20 protein-coding genes are annotated in these 16,644 nt (G+C 62.7%); 10 read left to right on the top strand and 10 right to left on the bottom strand.

Annotated features, from left to right (window positions below; all coding sequences use genetic code 11):
- Positions 1–47 precede the first annotated feature (47 nt).
- The 3 genes from ABJF10_RS03740 (at position 48) to tnpA (ending at position 2,919) form a co-directional block, all read left to right on the top strand.
- On the top strand, positions 48–1,820 hold the full coding sequence (locus ABJF10_RS03740) for a GMC family oxidoreductase (RefSeq protein ID WP_348543179.1): 1,773 nt from the start codon (positions 48–50) through the stop codon (positions 1,818–1,820).
- A 56-nt stretch (positions 1,821–1,876) separates the two neighbouring features.
- The gene (locus ABJF10_RS03735) at positions 1,877–2,365 is read left to right on the top strand and encodes a hypothetical protein (RefSeq protein ID WP_348543178.1); all 489 of its coding nucleotides are present in this window, start codon (positions 1,877–1,879) and stop codon (positions 2,363–2,365) included.
- Between the two features lie 107 nt (positions 2,366–2,472).
- Positions 2,473–2,919, top strand: a complete 447-nt coding sequence (gene tnpA / locus ABJF10_RS03730; RefSeq protein WP_348543177.1) for an IS200/IS605 family transposase — start codon at positions 2,473–2,475, stop codon at positions 2,917–2,919.
- A 125-nt stretch (positions 2,920–3,044) separates the two neighbouring features.
- Here tnpA and ABJF10_RS03725 read toward each other — a convergent pair whose 3' ends face one another.
- The 10 genes from ABJF10_RS03725 to hemQ form a co-directional block, all read right to left on the bottom strand.
- The gene (locus ABJF10_RS03725; protein WP_348543176.1) at positions 3,045–4,040 is read right to left on the bottom strand and encodes a hypothetical protein; all 996 of its coding nucleotides are present in this window, start codon (positions 4,038–4,040) and stop codon (positions 3,045–3,047) included.
- A 174-nt stretch (positions 4,041–4,214) separates the two neighbouring features.
- Positions 4,215–4,397: a hypothetical protein gene (locus tag ABJF10_RS03720; RefSeq protein ID WP_348543175.1), complete on the bottom strand. Its 183-nt coding sequence runs from the start codon at positions 4,395–4,397 to the stop codon at positions 4,215–4,217.
- Positions 4,398–4,421: 24 nt separating this feature from the next.
- Positions 4,422–5,057, bottom strand: a complete 636-nt coding sequence (locus ABJF10_RS03715; protein WP_348543174.1) for a sigma-70 family RNA polymerase sigma factor — start codon at positions 5,055–5,057, stop codon at positions 4,422–4,424.
- A 748-nt stretch (positions 5,058–5,805) separates the two neighbouring features.
- A complete protein-coding gene (locus ABJF10_RS03710; RefSeq protein WP_348543173.1) occupies positions 5,806–6,939 on the bottom strand; it encodes a twin-arginine translocation signal domain-containing protein in 1,134 nt (377 codons plus the stop codon).
- Between the two features lie 84 nt (positions 6,940–7,023).
- The gene (locus ABJF10_RS03705) at positions 7,024–7,458 is read right to left on the bottom strand and encodes a DUF5069 domain-containing protein (RefSeq protein ID WP_348543172.1); all 435 of its coding nucleotides are present in this window, start codon (positions 7,456–7,458) and stop codon (positions 7,024–7,026) included.
- Between the two features lie 85 nt (positions 7,459–7,543).
- Entirely contained in the window at positions 7,544–8,668 is a 1,125-nt protein-coding gene (locus tag ABJF10_RS03700) for an NAD(P)-dependent oxidoreductase (RefSeq protein ID WP_348543171.1), read from the bottom strand.
- Positions 8,592–9,263, bottom strand: coding sequence for a hypothetical protein (locus tag ABJF10_RS03695; protein ID WP_348543170.1), 672 nt, complete (start codon positions 9,261–9,263; stop codon positions 8,592–8,594). The genes ABJF10_RS03700 and ABJF10_RS03695 overlap by 77 nt, the downstream gene beginning before the upstream one ends.
- Before the next feature lie 12 nt (positions 9,264–9,275).
- Positions 9,276–10,064, bottom strand: coding sequence for an ATP-dependent sacrificial sulfur transferase LarE (gene larE / locus ABJF10_RS03690; protein ID WP_348543169.1), 789 nt, complete (start codon positions 10,062–10,064; stop codon positions 9,276–9,278).
- Positions 10,061–10,570 carry a DUF1648 domain-containing protein gene (locus ABJF10_RS03685; RefSeq protein WP_348543168.1) on the bottom strand — a complete coding sequence of 170 codons (510 nt, stop codon included), beginning with the start codon at positions 10,568–10,570 and terminating at the stop codon, positions 10,061–10,063. Before ABJF10_RS03685 ends, larE begins: the two co-directional genes overlap by 4 nt.
- A 59-nt stretch (positions 10,571–10,629) precedes the next feature.
- Positions 10,630–11,457 carry a hydrogen peroxide-dependent heme synthase gene (hemQ, locus tag ABJF10_RS03680; protein ID WP_348543167.1) on the bottom strand — a complete coding sequence of 276 codons (828 nt, stop codon included), beginning with the start codon at positions 11,455–11,457 and terminating at the stop codon, positions 10,630–10,632.
- A 276-nt stretch (positions 11,458–11,733) separates the two neighbouring features.
- On the opposite strand from hemQ, the gene ABJF10_RS03675 reads away from it, so the two are divergent.
- The 7 genes from ABJF10_RS03675 to ABJF10_RS03645 all read left to right on the top strand — a co-directional run bounded on the left by ABJF10_RS03675 (position 11,734) and on the right by ABJF10_RS03645 (position 16,543).
- On the top strand, positions 11,734–11,970 hold the full coding sequence (locus ABJF10_RS03675; protein WP_348543166.1) for a ferredoxin: 237 nt from the start codon (positions 11,734–11,736) through the stop codon (positions 11,968–11,970).
- A gap of 101 nt (positions 11,971–12,071) precedes the next feature.
- Complete coding sequence (locus tag ABJF10_RS03670; RefSeq protein ID WP_348543165.1) at positions 12,072–12,434, top strand: DUF721 domain-containing protein; 363 nt, start codon at positions 12,072–12,074, stop codon at positions 12,432–12,434.
- A 5-nt stretch (positions 12,435–12,439) separates the two neighbouring features.
- Positions 12,440–12,796 carry a dihydroneopterin aldolase gene (locus tag ABJF10_RS03665; protein WP_348543164.1) on the top strand — a complete coding sequence of 119 codons (357 nt, stop codon included), beginning with the start codon at positions 12,440–12,442 and terminating at the stop codon, positions 12,794–12,796.
- A gap of 12 nt (positions 12,797–12,808) precedes the next feature.
- Positions 12,809–13,924 carry a Xaa-Pro peptidase family protein gene (locus ABJF10_RS03660; RefSeq protein WP_348543163.1) on the top strand — a complete coding sequence of 372 codons (1,116 nt, stop codon included), beginning with the start codon at positions 12,809–12,811 and terminating at the stop codon, positions 13,922–13,924.
- Positions 13,925–14,304: 380 nt separating this feature from the next.
- The gene (locus tag ABJF10_RS03655; protein ID WP_348543162.1) at positions 14,305–15,012 is read left to right on the top strand and encodes a sigma-70 family RNA polymerase sigma factor; all 708 of its coding nucleotides are present in this window, start codon (positions 14,305–14,307) and stop codon (positions 15,010–15,012) included.
- Positions 15,013–15,027: 15 nt separating this feature from the next.
- Complete coding sequence (locus ABJF10_RS03650; protein ID WP_348543161.1) at positions 15,028–15,516, top strand: hypothetical protein; 489 nt, start codon at positions 15,028–15,030, stop codon at positions 15,514–15,516.
- A gap of 4 nt (positions 15,517–15,520) precedes the next feature.
- Positions 15,521–16,543, top strand: coding sequence for a S1C family serine protease (locus tag ABJF10_RS03645; RefSeq protein WP_348543160.1), 1,023 nt, complete (start codon positions 15,521–15,523; stop codon positions 16,541–16,543).
- The last annotated feature ends 101 nt before the right edge of the window (positions 16,544–16,644 follow it).

Genomic DNA, 16,644 nt, shown 5'->3' with positions numbered 1-16,644 from the left:
GACTAAGAACTAAGAACTAAGAACTAAGCACTAAGAACTTTTTCCACATGCCCTTCCTCACCACCTCCAAAACCCGCGCCCCGCGCTACGACGTCATCATCATCGGCAGCGGCGCCGCCGGGGGCATGGCCGCGCACGTGCTCACGCAAGGCGGGGCCAAGGTCCTCATGCTCGAGGCGGGCCGCAAATACGATCCCGCCACCGAGACGCCGATGTTCGAGACCAACGCCGACGCCCCTTTGCGCGGTGCGGAGACCATCGACAAACCGGGTGGCTACTTCGACGCCACGATCGGCGGTTGGGTGGTGAAGGGCGAACCGTATGTCGTGCAGAAAAAGTCCGACAGCACTTGGGTCGACGGCGACAACCAGAACCGCAACAAGACGGACCAGAATTTCATGTGGTGGCGCGCGCGCATGCTCGGCGGCCGCACCAATCACTGGGGCCGCGTGTCGCTGCGCATGGGCCCGTTCGATTTCAAGCCGAAGAGCTTCGACGGCCTCGGCTTTGACTGGCCCATCAGCTACGAAGACGTCGCGCCCTATTACGACAAGGCCGATCAATTCGTCGGCATCTTCGGCTCCAAGGAAGGCCTCGAAAACAATCCCGATAGCGACTACTTCCTGCCCCCGCCCAAGCCGCGCGCTTACGAGCATCTGCTCATGCGCGCCGGCAAAAAGCTCGGCCAGCCCGTGATCCCCGCGCGCCTCGCCATCCTCACCAAGCCTCTGAATGGCCGCGCCGCCTGCTTCTACGCCACTTCGTGCGGACGCGGTTGCGCCATCGGCGCGAACTTCCAGAGCACCACCGTCCTCATCCCGCCCGCGATGACCACCGGCAACCTCGACGTCCTCACCGGCGCCATGGCCCGCGAAGTCACGCTCGATGCGCAGGGCCGTGCCACCGGCGTCCATTTCATCGACACCGCCACGGGCAAAGAAGAGCACGCCGCCGCCCGCGTCGTCATTCTCGGCGCCAGCGCTTGCGAAAGCGCGCGCCTGCTCATGAACAGCAAGTCCGCGAAATTTCCGCAGGGCCTCGGCAATTCCACCGGCCACCTCGGCCGCTGGCTCACCGACTCCACCGGCAGCGATCTCAGCGGCCAGATTCCCGCGCTGGAAAACATGCCCCTCCACAATGAGGACGGGGTTTCCAACATGCACACCTACGGCCCGTGGGTGAAACACAACGAAGCCAAGGCCGGCAAGCTCGGCTTCCCGCGCGGCTACTACATGGCGTGGGGCGGCGGACGCACCATGCCCAGCATGGGCGCGGCCACCAGCGGCCTGCTCGGCAGCCTCTACGGCACCAAGCTCAAGTCCGAGGCGCGCCGCTACTACGGTTCGTTTGTCAGCATCAGCGCCCGCGGCGAAATGATCCCCAACGAGCAGAGCTACATGGAGCTCGACCCCGAGAAAAAAGACCAGTGGGGCATCCCCGTCCCGCGCTTCCATTTTCAGTGGAACGATTACGAAGTGAAACAAATCGCCCACGCCCAGCAGGCTTTCGCCGACATGATCGAGGCCGCGGGCGGCAAAGTCTCGCGCCCACCGGAAAAAGACGGCGCCAAGGCCATGACCGCTGGCGGCAGCGTGAAGCACGAGATCGGCGTCACCCGCATGAGCGCCACGCCCAAGGACGGCGTGACCAACAGCTACGGCCAGCTCTGGGATTGCCCGAACGTCTTCGTCGCCGACGGCGGCGTCTTCGTCAGCAACCCGTACAAAAACCCCACCCTCACCATCCTCGCCCTCGCCTGGCGCGCCTGCGATTACCTCCTCGCCGGGATGAAAAAAGGCGAGATCGCGACGCCGGTGTAAGCTATGTATTGGCACGAGGCTTTCTGGGCCTTGAGTGCTCAATAGTCAGTCGCGTCGTGATGAGCGAAGAACCCATCAAGCCGGAAAAGCGATCCTCTTGGGTTTGGATCGCAATGGCAGCTTTCGTCGGCCTCATTCTAGGGGGGCTCGCTATACCCTCTTCACAACCCCCCGCCCGAGGCGCCGCGATGGTGTCGATCAATAATGGCAAACAGCTTCGGCTGGCGCTCCAGCTATATGCTGCCGACCATGGCGATGCCATGCCGGAGAGTCTGGCGACGCTTTTTCCCACTTATGTGGACGGTTCGCCGGAAGAATTCGCCGTCCGCGATGGCAATCCGAACCCCCCGCGTCGCTACGATTGGCTCTACTATCCGCGCGCGTCTTTCAGCAAAGCTCCTCCCGATGCCGTGGTCCTCGCCGCTCCCCTGGCCACGATATTGAAACCCAAGAAGAGGCGAATCATCATTTGTTTTGACGGAACCTCAGCGTTCGCTTCGGAAGAGGAATTTGCCCCGCGAATCGCCCGCTATCCCGGTAAATGACTTCAAGCCCGGAGGGCTGACCCGAGATTAGCCGGTCGGCGTCAGCCACCGGACCCCGTCAAAAAAACGGCGTGCGCCCCGGCAGGGGCGCTGGAAAAGATAGCGCCATGCCCTCGACGCATCTGGCCCTGCATTACCACGTAATCTTCAGCACAAAAGACCGCGAGCCGATCATCGCTCCATCCTGGCGCGAACGTCTCCACGCCTACCTCGGCGGTGTGGTGCGAAATGGCGACGCGATCCCGGAGACGATCGGTGGCATTCATGACCACGTTCATCTGCTCCTCGGCGTGCGCGCCAAACATTGCCTCGCGGATGTCGTGCGCGATGTGAAGGCCGTGTCGTCCCGGTGGGTGCATGAGGAAATCGGCCAGCGTGGTTTCGCGTGGCAGGAAGGATATGGCGCCTTCACCGTGAGCCCATCGCAGCGCGAAGCCGTGAAGCAGTACATCGATCAGCAAGCGGAGCATCATCGCCACCGCACATTTCAGGAGGAATACGTCGAGCTCCTAAAACGCAGCGGCGTGGAGTACGACGAGCGTTTCCTGTGGTGACGCTCTTTCCTCCGCCCCATCCGGGGCGGGCGCGTCGTTGTCTTCTCTTCCGGTGGCTGACGCCGACCGGCTAATCTCCGGCGGCCCTCCGGGCCGGTGATCCGGAAATTAACTTTGGCCAGCCTTTAACCGACCGCGCAGCGTCGTCGCATTCCGCCCAGCAACACGACCGCCACACCCCCCAACAATACGGTCGCACCCGGCTCGGGAGCTGGCGTGACGGAGGCGAAGGTCGTCCCGACGCGCACTTCGTCGAGCATCTGCACCGCTCCGCCGGAGAAGGTCGAATTGGAGATGCGATCGAAAGAAAGATCGCTGGCCGTGACCTGGCCGAGCGGTGAACCGGGTTCTGTCCCCAGCAGCGGATTGGCGTAGATGGAAACGGTGTCGGTGCCGCCCACGCCGAAATCAATGCGCAAGACGAAGAGATTCACGTTCGTATTGGTAAATCCCAGGTTGGCGTCCGTCGTCGGCGTGCCGCCAAACACGTTCGAGTTCGCTCCCTCGCCCACGGTCAAATAGTAGTTCGCCGAACCGTGGCCGGTGTATTGGTTGACGCTCAGGATGCGCCCCGAATCGGCACTCGTCCCACGGAAGAGCTCGAAGCCATTGTAACCGCCGGTCGGTGATGCGACCCGCAACAAAAAGCTGATGTAGAGCGTGGTTCCGTTGGCCCCGATGTTGGAGCCCTCAAGGTAGGGAGCGAATCCACCAGCGCCGGTGGTGTCGAACGATTCCAACAGGCGGCCGTGGCCGTTGTTGTATTGGTTGTTCGAGGTGCCCAGCGAAAGGGAATTGCCATCCGTGTAGCTCAAGCTCCCCGCGGAAATCGTGCTCGCGCCCGGCGCGATGTTCAGGTCTTCACCGAGAAATTCAAAATTGCCGTTGAAACCCATCGCCGTGGTCGGCGTGACCGCGAGGCCAAAGGCATTGCCGGGCGTATAATTGTACGACTCGTAAGCGAGCAGTTGCGGGGTCGCGCACGCCGTCACCGGCCAGATTGCCGCGGCCAGGGCGGCGACTCCGACTGCCAGGAATTTGTTTTTTTGGCTGCCCGGCCGTTGGGCAGTGCTCCGAGCAGCACATGTTTCCGGGGAAACGGCGGCGTCGTGGGGGTTCATAACACGTTTAGTTAACTAACGACGGATTACGCGGTTTTACCCATCGCGTGGCAAGTATTTATTTGCTGTATTGCCTAATAGCGAATTTGCCCATCGACCACGCGTGGCGGCCAAAGGGGGAGCGAAATCCCGGCCACCCCGATACTTAGCTAATGAATTAGTCGACGAAGAAAATCAGCCCCGCATCAGGCGGGTGCGGTTCCTGGCGCCCAAGCCGCCCCGGGCGGTGCGCCGCTGGAGTTCCTCCCGCTCGCGCAACTCGGCCAGGCGGCGTTCTTGCAGGAGGGTCGATGCCTCGGAGGCGGAGAGGCCGAGAATGAGGGCGACGGCCTCCGGCGATTGGGAAAGCAATTTCATGGCAAAGAAGGCCAATCCGCGCGCTTAGGAACGAACCAAACCCCAATCTTCCGCGCCGAAGGCCAGCACGCTCGCGCGCAGCTTGCGCACGGCCAATTCCAGGCGGGTCTTGATCGTGCCGAGAGGAATGCCGGTTTTCGCCGAGATTTCCCGCTGGCTCAGTCCGTTGTAGAAGGCCAGTTGGATTGCTTCCCGCTGGGCTTCAGGCAGGGTGTGCAACATCTGCTCGAGGATCTTCGCGCGGTCCGAGGTCATGACCTCTTCATCGGCGCCGGAAGCGTCCGTCGCCTGACCGCTGCTCTCCACGTGCAAGCGCAGGCGTTCCTCGGCCCGGTCGTAGGCCTGGCGGCGGCGGACGCGATCGATGGCACGGCGGCGGGCCATCGTGACCAGCCAGCCCAGCACCTTGCCCTTTTTCTCATCGTAGGATTGGCACCGGTTCCAAGTTTCAATCATCGCTTCCTGCACGAGATCGTCGACATCGGCATCGTTGTGCACGACCCGGGCGATGACGGTGCGAAGCACGCCCTGGTGCCGACGGATCAAGGTGCTCAGCGCCGCTTCGTCGCCGCCGCGGACGCGGGCCATGAGTTGCTCGTCAGTGACCTCCAGTTCGATGGAGAAGGCGGCCATTTGGTGAGTATCGATTTCGTAGAGCATGGTAGTGGTTGGTTGTTGATCCCTCTATTTGCTAGCCCCGTGCCAAAACGCTTTTACTCTGGAGAGGCGATCGAATGCCGCCCAATACTGTCTCCGATATGGACAGATATGTAATATAAATGGACACTGTCCATAATCCGACACGCCGGTGTAAATGCGATCGCAGGGGAGGGTGCGTGTCTTCACGCGCTGGGGAGAATTTTGCTCCCGCGACCTCTGTTTTGAGGTGCGCGGAGTGAATTTTCCGCAATGGAGCCAATGGAACCAATGGAGCCAATGGAGCCAATGGAGCCAATGGAGCCAATGGAGCCATGCACATTTTGCTCCGTGTTATGCCATACTGGCCCGCATGAACTCCCACGACCCTACTACCGTCGCCACGGCCCGATCGCCTACTTCGGCAAGCCGTCCCGGGCGAGAAAAAGGGGGAGCCGATTTAAGGTGCCTTAAGCCCCCTTAAGCCGATTTAAGGTGCGAGTTTTTTTTCAGGGAGGCAGTGAGCGCGGACCAGGGCCGAATCGACCTTCAGGCTCCGTCGAGAGAACCGGGCGTGGCTCGCGAGGGCAGCGGGTCATCCGTGAACGCGACCTGGCCAACCGCCTTGATGGACCTTGATCGGACCAGAGTAAAACGGAGGCGGGTCAAGGCGAATCAAGGCCAGTCAAGGCTGGTAAAGGTCCGATTTTTTCCGGACGGTCGCCAGGCACAAGCGGGACTTTTCGTTTCCGACTCGCCCCAGAAGCGAGGCCTACGCCGGGGTATGCCGGAACTTGCGCACGCGGCCCCAGCCGACCCATTCGACGACGTAGAGGCTGCCTTCGCTGTCCACCGTCAGGGCGTGCGGCGCGAAGAACTTGTCGGCTTTGGTCTGGTCGACCTCCTTGCTCGGCTTCGTGCCGGCGGGCAGAGCGCCTCGGCCGTCGCCCAGCTTGGCCACACAGGTGTCCTTGTCGTCCCAGATCGTGACCATCGCGGCGAGGTCCGGCACGTAGAGATGCCCCTCGTGTTGATAGAAGCAGCAGGGATTCCGCACCGTGTCGCCCGAGAGGGTCCGCTTGTATTCCAGCTCCGGGGTGAAGACCTGCAGGCGGCTGTTCGCGCGGTCAGCGATGTAAATCTCCAGCGTGCTCTTGCGGGTATCGACCCAGATGCCGTGGCACGTATTGAAGGTGTCGTTCGGCGCCTTGGGCCCTTTCTCCTTCGGATCGGTCTTCACGCCGATGGTCTTGATATGTTTCCAGCTCTTGTCGAAGTGGCTGACCTTCTGCGAGCCGTAGCCGTCGACCACGTAGATGTCGCCATTGGGCGCGACCGCCACGTCGGTCGGGTTGGTCCAGTCGAACTTCTGGTGCGTGGCGTCTTCGCTCTCCACGTTGCCGATGGTATAGAGGATCTTGCCCTTGAGATCGGTCTTGTAGACGCGGGCGCCGTATTTCGGTGCGCCGTCTTTGCCGCCGGCCACGTTCTCGGTGAAGTAGAAAAACTCCTCCGCGCCTTCCTTGCTCCAGTAGATGCAATGCGCGCTGCCGGCCACCTGCTCCGTGCCGGGGTAGCCGACCTTGTCCGCGAAATCCTTGCTCCACGTTTCGAGCAGCGTGCCCGCCTTGTCGTAGATCGCTACGCAGGGGCTCTGGGAACGCGAGGTGACAATGATGCGGCCTTTGCCATCGACCACCACACCGCAACCCAGCCCGTACTCCATGCCCTCGGGCAGCTTGCCCCACGCGGGATCGAGCGTGTAGGTCCAGTGGCCTTCGCCGATTTTCACCGGCGCCGCGTCTTCGGCGCGGGCGGCGAGGGTCGAGGCGGCCAGCGTGGCCGCGCTCATCTTGAGGAAATCCCGGCGATTCAGCCGGGCGGGAAAGAGGTAATCGGAGTTCATGGAGGTGGGAGGAGGGATGGGTGGAGGGTGGAAAGAAAAGAGCCGGCGGAGTTTGCACCCCGCCGGCTCGTGAAGGTCAGTGGCTTACTTCAGCACCGCCTGGTGGAACTCGAACCAATCGTCGAGGTTGTTCAGGTTCACGGCGTCTTTCGGCGAGCCATCGGGCAGCCCATTCGCGCTGAGGATGCCCTGGCGCGTGGCGTCGTCGTGATTGTAGCCGGTGACGGCCGCATTGTGCTTGGCGATGGCGTCGGCGGTGACGCTCTTGCCATTCTTCTTCACCCACGCCTCGAATTGAGGATAGGTGGGCTTGTCGGACTTGATGAAGGCCTTCGTGGCGGCTTCGTCGAGACCGAGGGCGCCGAGGGTCATGGCGTCATAGCCTTTGCCGCAGCCGGGATAGCCGGCGGCGAGCTTGCCCGCGGCTTCCAGGGACAACTTCTGCCACAGGCGGGGCAGGTGCAGGGCGCCGAGCGGACCGGCGACGCCGGAGCTGATGAGAGGAACGTAAGTGCTCATGATGAATTAGGTGGGTTTTGGTTTGGTTTATTCGTCGAGGCCACGCCACTTCATGCGGCGGGGACACGGCAGAAAGGAGGTAAAGCTACTTCTTTTTCTTCGTCGCCGGCTTCTTTTTTGCGGCGGGTTTCTTTTTCGGCCCGCGGCCCTTGAAGGTCAGCTCCGCGATGCCGCTCTTGTCGAGTTCGCCGAGGCCGAGCTTCACCATTTTGGTGTATTGCGCGAAGGTGGCCGCGGCGAGCGGCACATTGAGATTCTGCTCTTTGGCGAGCTTGAGCGCGATGCCGCTGTCCTTGGCCGCGTGCGCGGCGCTGAAGAAGCACGAATGGTCGCGGTTCAGCATGTCCTCGCCGTCGGTCACGAGCACGCGCGAGTTGGCGCCGGTTTGCGAGAAGACTTTCATGAGGATGGGCAGGTCCACGCCGAGCGACGAGCCCAGGCCGAGGCCTTCGGCCAGACCCGCAGTGTTGATATTCATCACCATGTTGACCAGCGCCTTCACTTGCGCGGCTTTGCCCGCCTTGCCGATGTAGGTCATCAGCTTGCCGTCGTCGGTAAGTTTGTTCAGGACCGGCTTCACCTTTTCATAGACCGCCTCATGGCCGCCGATCATGAGATAGAGCGTCCCGTTGCGCGCCTGGGTGATGGACGACGCCATGCAGCCCTCGAGCGAAGCGGCTCCGGCTTTCTTGGCCAGCTTCTCCGTCTCGATATGCGTCTGCGGCGAGATCGTCGCGCAGTTCACAAACACGCGCCCCTTCGCGCCCATGAGCAGGTTGTCCTTCTTGTTCGTGAAGATCGCGATCTGCGCCTTGTCGTCCGTGACGACGGTGATGATGACGTCGCTCAGCTCCGTGACCCGGGCCAGTTTGTCGGTCGCTTCCGCGCCGAGTTCCTTGGCGAGTTCCTGGGCGGCCGCCGCGCGCACGTCATAGACCGCGGCGATGGTGTAACCGACATCTTTCAGCCGCCGCGCCATGTTTGCACCCATGCGACCGACTCCGACGAAACCAATTTTTTCTGGCATAGATTGAGGGGAATGCTTGTTGAGGGAGGACACGAGTAGCCGGGGGGCGCGGCGACTGGCAAGTGCGACGTGGCGCAAGGCTCTTACGCGTGCGCGTAAGCCGGGCTCAAGAGGCCGCCGGGCCCTCGGGAGCCATGCGCAAGCCGGCGGGTCGTAAGGCGTTGAGCCGCAGCCAGAATTCATTCCCGTCGCGGTGCGCATCGATCACTTCCGTCATCTGGAGGGCGAAGAGAATCCGCACCGCGGCCTCCGGGTCGGGAATCTGCAGGCGGACGCTCGAGATGGGCACCCGTTTCTCCTCACCCAGGCGATGCAATAAATCCGCCGCCTCGAGTAGATCCTCGTCGCTTAAGCTCTGCCAGGCCGCCAGTGTGCCGCCCACGGCGAGGGTCATGTTGGGGACCGCGAGCAGAAATTCCAGCACGACTTCGACGAGGCCCTTGTTGTCGCGCGGGCGGGCATTCGGCGTGAGTCGTTGATCGATCCACGCATAGCCGATCGCGCACAAGGCCGTCACGGCATAGAGCAGCCAGTAGCCATGCGGCAGGCGCGTGCGCGGACTGCCGTATACCGCGAATCCGAGCACCATGATCCAACAGCTCACGAAATAGAGCAGCGCCCACGCCGCCAGCGCCGCCACCAACGTGGCTGCCGCGAATGCCAGCACGCGCCGGTTGTGCCGTCCAAGGTGCGAGCGCAGGATCTCTGCCGTGCCGGCCGGCGTTCGCACCCGCAGAGTCGGTGGTTCGTTGCGCCCCTGGCTTCCGAAAGTGGCCATCACCTTGCGCCGCTACGCCGGCGAGCGATAGCCGGCCGGATCAATTTCCACGCCTGCATAACCGACCGCCAGCAACCCCGTGGTCAAATCGCGTTCTATTGCGGGCAAGCGCGACATCTCTTCCGGCGCAATCTGCACCCGCGCAACCGCCTCGTTCTCCTTCACGATATGCCGCACCCGAAACACCCGAAAACCCAGCGCACGCACGCTCGCCTCGCCGCGCTCGATCATGTCCAGCGCGCCCGCCGTCACCGGCGTGCCCCACGGAATGCGCGAACTCAGGCACGGCTGGGCGGGAGCATCGGCGGTGGGCAGGCCCAGCTCGCGCGAAAGCGCGCGAATCTCCGCCTTCGAGAGCCCCGCATCGCGCAAGGGCGCGAGCACGGCAAACTCGGTCGCCGCCTTGCGTCCCGGGCGATCGTGCTTCATGTCGTCGGCATTTTCGCCATAGGCGATCGCGCGGAATCCACGGTCCCTGGCCAGCGCGTCCAGATTTGTGAACAGCTCGGCTTTGCAGAAATAGCAGCGATTCGGCGGATTGCTCGCGTAGTCGGGGTTGTCGAGCTCCCCGGTCTTCACGACTTCCACCCGCGCGCCGATATTCTCCGCCACCGCCAGCGCCTCGGCCAGCGCCTGCCGCGGCAGACTCGCGCTGTCCGCGATGACCCCGAGCACCTGCGAACCCAAGGTTTCATGCGCCTCCGCGAGCAGATAGGCGCTGTCCACCCCGCCGCTGTAAGCGATCACCAGCGGCGCATGTTGCTGCAATTGTGCACGAAGCAGGGCGAGCTTTTCATTCATAGCGGCTTGCCGGAAAAATGACGGATGAATTTCGTGCCCCACACGATCGTCGCGATCAGGAAGGCGCCGGTCAAAACGATGAATCCCGTGGGCAATCGTGCGGGCGCGTGGGCATTCGCCGCGATGATGAAATAATGCATGCCCGCGATCAGCGCGATGATTTGCAAGGCCAGCCAGGTGCCCTGGCGCTGCACAAAATCAAACGTCTCCTGCCGCCGCTCCGGCGCGAGCCAATACTCTTTGTGCGGGATATTCAGCCCCCAGCCGTTCAGGCGCCGGATGAGCGCGAATGTCCCCAGCACGAACGCTGGAAGCACCCCGCCGAAAACCAGGGTGAACTCCAGGTATCCGGCATGCGTTTGCCAGCCGTTCGGCATCCCGTCCGCCCCGAAGTGCGTGGCCACGCGATCCGGCAACCGCCCCGCGCTCAACCACACGTAAACGGCAAACGCCACCCACGCCAGTGCCAGGAGCACATACGGACGAAGGGGGCGATCGGTCTTCATATCGGAGGCAATCTCGCGCAAAGGCGCGCTGCTGGCAAAATCAACCGTCGCCAAAGGCGTCAGAGTTGCAACCGCCCGAAGATCTCCTCCAGCGGCAATTGCAGCCCGATGAAGAACTCCCCGAACTCCGCGAACTGCGCGCTCACTTCATCGAAACGCATCTCGTAGACGATGCCCTTGATGTTCAGCGGATCGTGCGCCAGCAGCGTCACGCCCCATTCCCAATCGTCGAGCCCGGTCGAGCCCGTGATGAGCTGGAGAATCTTCCCGTGCCAGGTCCGCCCCACTTTCGCATGGCCGCCCATGAGCTTCTTGCGTTCCTCGAAGGATAGCGCGTACCAATTCTGTCCGGGCTCCCCGCGCCGTTTGTTCATCGGGTAAAAACACATCACCGGCCACGGCGGCAGCACGGGATAGAGACGATCCTTCATGTACTTAGTCATCCGCTCGCGGAAGGCCGTGAGCTTCGCGTCGTGCTCCGGCGTGCCTGCCGCGAGGTTCTCTTCCTTGACCAGCGTCTCCGCATACTCCGCCTCGCTCGTCGTGTATTCGCTGCGCTCGGTCATCGAGAGGAAGCTGTAGGTCGGCGAAAGCACATCCGCCCCGAGCGCATTGGTCAGGCGCTTTTCAAAAGCGTTCGCGGCGTGCAAATCCGCGCAGAGCAGCATGAAGCCGAGGTCGGCCTTCGGCGTCACCATGGCGAAGGTCATCACCTGTGCGCCCTCCGTGCCGCGGATTTCGGCCACCAGATCGCTCAGCCGCGTGCGGGCGGTGAATTGCTCTTCCGGCGACAGCAGCGTCCAGGCGCCCTGTTCGACTTTATAAAAAAGGTGCAACACGTGCCAGCCCTCGGCGGCAACCAAGGGGGCGGGAGATTTATCGGTCATAAGGTTCTTAGCATCCGAGGCTGCGCCGGGGTGGTCAACGGCGGAGTTTGGTCGCAAAGACAGAACATCCAACACCCAAGATCGAACGCCCAACATCCAATGAAAGGCAACCCGCGATGTGGGCATTCCGACCATTCGATGTTGGATGTTGGGCGTTGGATGTTGGATGTTCTGCCTTTCCGCTCCCTTTCCCCGCGCGGAAGTACGTAAAAAGTCGTTGCATTGCCGGTCACTCTCCCTATTTTCACGCGCTCCAAAACCAAGGACAAAAAGACTATGGCCGACATTGCCAATAAATATCCCGAAAACGTCACCGGCGGCTTTTACGTCGATGACCAGTGCATCGACTGCGATCTGTGCCGCGAGACCGCGCCCGCCAATTTCACCCGCAACGACGACGGCGGCCATAGCTACGTCTACAAACAGCCGGAAAACGACGCCGAATCCGCCCTCTGCAAGGAAGCCATGGAAGGCTGCCCGGTCGAAGCGATCGGCAGCAACGGCGCCGAGTAGTCCGAGGTCTCAACCCCATTTCCCAAAAGCCCTCGCTCGCAAGGCGGGGGCTTTTTATTGCCGATTGGCAATTGCCAATCTCCGGTAGACAATTTCTCCCCATGAAACCCGAGCAACTCCGCGCCCGTGCCCTCGCCGAATGGCGGGGGCAGTCCGTGAAGTTCGAGCGCCCGGATCGCACCGTCTCCGCCGCGGACGCCGTGCAGAAGGTCATGCAAAGCCTCGGCCTCGGCGACCGCTTGAAGGCCAGCGAAGTCCTCGCCGCCTGGCACGAGATCGTCGGCGAATTCTTCGCCAAGCACTCCGCCCCGCATCAGCTCAAGGACGGCGTCCTCTACATCTCCGTCCTGCAACCCACCGTCCATTTCGAACTCGATCGCGTCTGGAAGCGCGACATCCTCGACAAGCTCAAGAAACGCTTCGGCACGCGCACCGTGCGGGAGATCAAGTTCCGCCTCGGCTGACCTGCATGCCCGACCGCATCCGCATCGAGAGCCTCGAGCTTTCCTCGCATATCGGTGTGCCCGAGGAAGAGCGCGCCGCGGCCCAGCGCCTCACCGCCAGCCTTGTTCTGGAGCCGATCCGCGCGATTCCCTTCCTCGACGACCGTATCGAAAACACCGTCGATTATTTCGCGGTCTGCGAATGCGTGAAAGCGCTGAGCCTCGCGCGCCCCCGGCACCTCCTCGAAACCCTCGCCCAGGAAATCGCCGCCGAGTTACTCGCCCGCTTTCCCCTGCGTTCCGTCGAGCTCGAACTGCGCAAATTCATCCTGCCCGACACCGCCTTCGTCGCCATCCAGCTCCGTCGCGAGCGCGCCCCCTAATCTTCCACCGCCATGAGCCAAGCACCCCTCCCGAAACTCATCATCGCCTCCAGCGACCACGACGCCGATATGCTCTACGCCACCGGTTTCTTCGTGCCCGATGCGTTCCTGTTTCTCCAGCAGGGCCAGCGCACCACCATCGTCCTCAGCGACCTCGAGATCGACCGCGGCCGCAAGGAGGCGCGGGTCGACAAGATCGTCGCCTACTCCGACATCTCGAAGCGCTTGAAGAAAGGTGCGAGTTTCGTCGCCCACGCCGTAGCCTTTCTCCAGGAGCGCAAGGTCCGCCGTGCCGCGGTGCCTGCTTCCTTTCCGCTCGGCCTCGCCCGAGACCTCGAAAAAGCCGGCATCAAGCTCGTCCCGCAGCCCGGTCTATTCTGGCCTGAGCGCGAGCACAAGACGGCCGATGAGTTGAAGTGGATGCGGCAGGCCACCGCCATCACCGAGGCGGGCATGGGGCGCGGCGTCGAAGTCCTGCGTGCCTCCAAGATCGGCCCCAAGAAAGCCCTGCGCTGGAATGGCCGCCCGCTCACCTCCGAGATCCTGCGTGCCGAAATTGACTCCGCCATCCTGCGCGCCGGCGGCGTGCCCGCGAATACCATCGTCGCCGGGGGCGAACAGGCCTGCGACCCGCACGAACGTGGTCACGGCCCCTTGCGCGCCCACGAACTCATCATCCTCGATATCTTCCCGCGCTCGGCGGCCAGCGGCTTCTATGGCGATCTCACGCGCACCGTCGTCCGCGGACGGGCCAGCGACGCCCAGCGCCAGCTCTGGGACACCTGTCTCGAAGGCCAGAAGCGGGCTTTCGGCGCGATCAAGCCCGGCCAGCCCGGCAAAGCCGTGCAGGACAGCGTCCGCGAATTCTTCACCGCGCAGGGCTATCCCACGGAACAACGCAACGGCCGCTGGAGCGGCTTCTTTCACGGCCTCGGCCACGGCCTGGGGCTCGAGATCCACGAATCCCCACGCATCGCCGCCACCACCTTCCATCCCGGGCAGGTCGTCACGGTCGAACCCGGCATCTACATCCCCGGACTCGGCGGCGTGCGTCACGAAGACGTCATCACCATCACCAAGACCGGCCACCGCCTGCTCTCCAGCTTTCCGAAGGTGCTGGAGGTGTGAAGGGAGGAAAGGAGCGGAGCGACCCCAAAGCCCGTCATCCTGAGTCTGCGAAGGACCTCTGAATTCTGCCTTTCCTCACCCGTGTGAAGGCGGGCTACGCGCAGTGTTTCTCTGCCATCCTCGTTTCAGATGCCAGAGCGATATCAGAGGTCCTTCGCAAGCTCAGGATGACGGTTGTTGGAGCCTCCCACGGGCCCCTTCCCCTCTGTAAACCCACCTCATATTGAACGCTGCACCCCTCCGCCTGTCTACCCTCTCTGCATGCTTGCCATCCTCCCGTTGCTCTTCCTCGCAGTGTTGTTGGTCCTGGCGGCTTCCGTTCCCGTTCCTCCGGCTCCGGTCCCCGTGCGCATCCGCGCCTCCTCGCGGCGCCCCCATTCATGAGCTTCGCTTCTGCTTTGCCCAACTCGGCTCTGTGGCCCGCCAGCCCTTCTCCAGCACCCGCGCCTGCGGAAACGGCATTCCCCTCGACCGGGAAGCCTGATACCAAGCGGCGGACGATGCAGGATGACCTGAGCCGCAAGCAAGACGACGAACTGATCGCCCGCACGCAAGCGGGCGACGCGACTGCTTTCGACGAATTGGTCGTCAAGTACAGCCCGCGTCTCTACGGCTTGGTCTACAACATGACCTCCAACCATGAGGACACCAACGACCTCATGCAGGACATCTGGGCGAAGGCCTACCGGTCGATCGCCGGTTTCCGCGGCAAATCTTCCTTCTACACCTGGATTCACTCCATCGGGGTGAACATGACCATCAACTTCCTCAAGAAGCGCGGCCGTCGCTACACCTTGAGCCTGGATGACATCGATTCCAACGTGCAGAACGACAAGGAGTTCATCGAGCTCACCGCCACCAGCGACCCGGTGCGCGAGGCCGACCTCAGCGAACTCCAGAAAAGGTTGAACGAGGCCATGCAAAAGCTGTCTCACGATCACCGGGCAGTGGTCACCATGTTCGATATTCAGGGGATGCCTCACGCGGAGATCGCGAAGATCCTTGGGACCTCGGAGGGCACCGTTCGCTCACGCCTTTTTTACGCGCATCGCCAGTTGCAAAATTTTCTCACCGAGTTTCACTCCTAAAACCGAGCCATCATCATGACCGAAGAACAACTCTCTGCCCTGCTCCGGATCAAGCGCTTCGAACAGCCGCCTCCGCAATACTTCGATCGACTCCTGCAAGACATCCATCGCCGGCAGCGCTCCGAGTTGCTCCGCCGCCCGCTCTGGAAGATCGCCGCCGAGCGCCTGCAGACCTTCTTCAGCGAGCACAGCATGGGGCATCTCTCTTACGCAGGCGCACTCGCCGCAGTCATGGTCGTCGGCGTCGCCGGGATTGGCTTGATGACTTCCGGTGGGACCGTCGTGGCGCCCTCTCCCGGCTATGCGAAAGCCGGTGGTTCTACCTTGGTGGCCGCGGCCGCTCCCAAGCTGCTCAACATCGAGAACGCCAAGCCGCAGTTCGACCTCGATACTCCGTCCCTGCCGACTGCTCAGCCCGGGTATATGCCCGTGGCTCACCAGCCGCGTTATATCATCGACGCGCGCCCCGTGCTTTATGAGCCGTCTTCCGCTTACAGCTTTTAAGCACGTGCGTCCCTGGTTCGTGGTGGTGGCGGGTGGATTGCTGGGCTGCAGCGGCGCTTGGGCTGCGGATGGCGCGCCCGCAGGCGTTCCCACCTCCGCACCGGTCTTCGACGCCCTGCAGCGCGAGGTGCAGTCCATTTTCGGCAAGTGCCGCAGTGCGGTCGTCCGCATTGAGGCATCGGACCAGCGCGGTTATCTATCCGGCACGGGCTTTTTTATCGATCCGAACGGCACGCTCTACACTTCCTATACGGTCGGCGGCGATACCCAGGACATCCAGGTGGCTTTCGGTGGCGCGCATTATCCCGCGCATCGGCTCGTCAGCGATATCCGCAGCGGAATCGCCATCCTCAAGATCGACGCCGAGACGCCCTTCCTCACCTCCGGCAATTCGCGCCAGCTCGCCGTCGCCTCTCCGGTCATCGCCATCGGCTACCCGATGGATCTCCCGCTCACCCCCGCTTTCGGCACGGTCGGCGGCTTCGATCTCAAGTACCAGGGCCGCTTCTTCGCCACCACCCACATCCGCGCCAATATTCCCGTGCAACGCGGGGAAGGCGGCGCCCCACTGGTCAACGCCCGCGGCGAAGTCGTCGGCGTCCTCATCAGCCGCGTCGAGTCAGGCAACGCTTCCTACGTTCTCCCCATCGAGGCTGCGGAAAAAGTGCGCAAGGATTTCATGCGTTTCCACGATGTGCGCCCCGGCTGGATCGGTGTCCGTATCAAGCCCCTCGAGGAACCGGTGAATGGCTCCACCGCCGGCATCGAGGAGCTTCTCCCCAATGCGCCCGGCGAAAAAGCCGGCCTCCTCGTCGGCGACGTCATCGTCCAGGTCGGCAACCATCGCATCACTTCGCCCGAGGACGTCCTCGACGCCTCCTTCTTCCTCACCGCCACGGATGAAACGCTCATCCGCGTCGCCCGCGACGGCTCCGAGCGTGATTTCAACGTCACCCCCGTCGACAATCCGGATGCCCGCGTCTCGACCACGGAAGGCATCGAGCCCCCGCTGAAGATCGACCGCTGAGGGGTTGGGGGGTGGCCGCCGAAGGCGGAGCGACGATAAAACACCATCATCCTGAGCTTGCGAAGGATCTCTGATTTCGCTCTGGCATCTCCCGCTTCGCC

It is taken from the genome of Chthoniobacter sp. (genome assembly GCF_040003245.1).
GTDB lineage: Bacteria > Verrucomicrobiota > Verrucomicrobiia > Chthoniobacterales > Chthoniobacteraceae > Chthoniobacter.
This window is presented reverse-complemented; position numbering and strand designations above follow the sequence as displayed.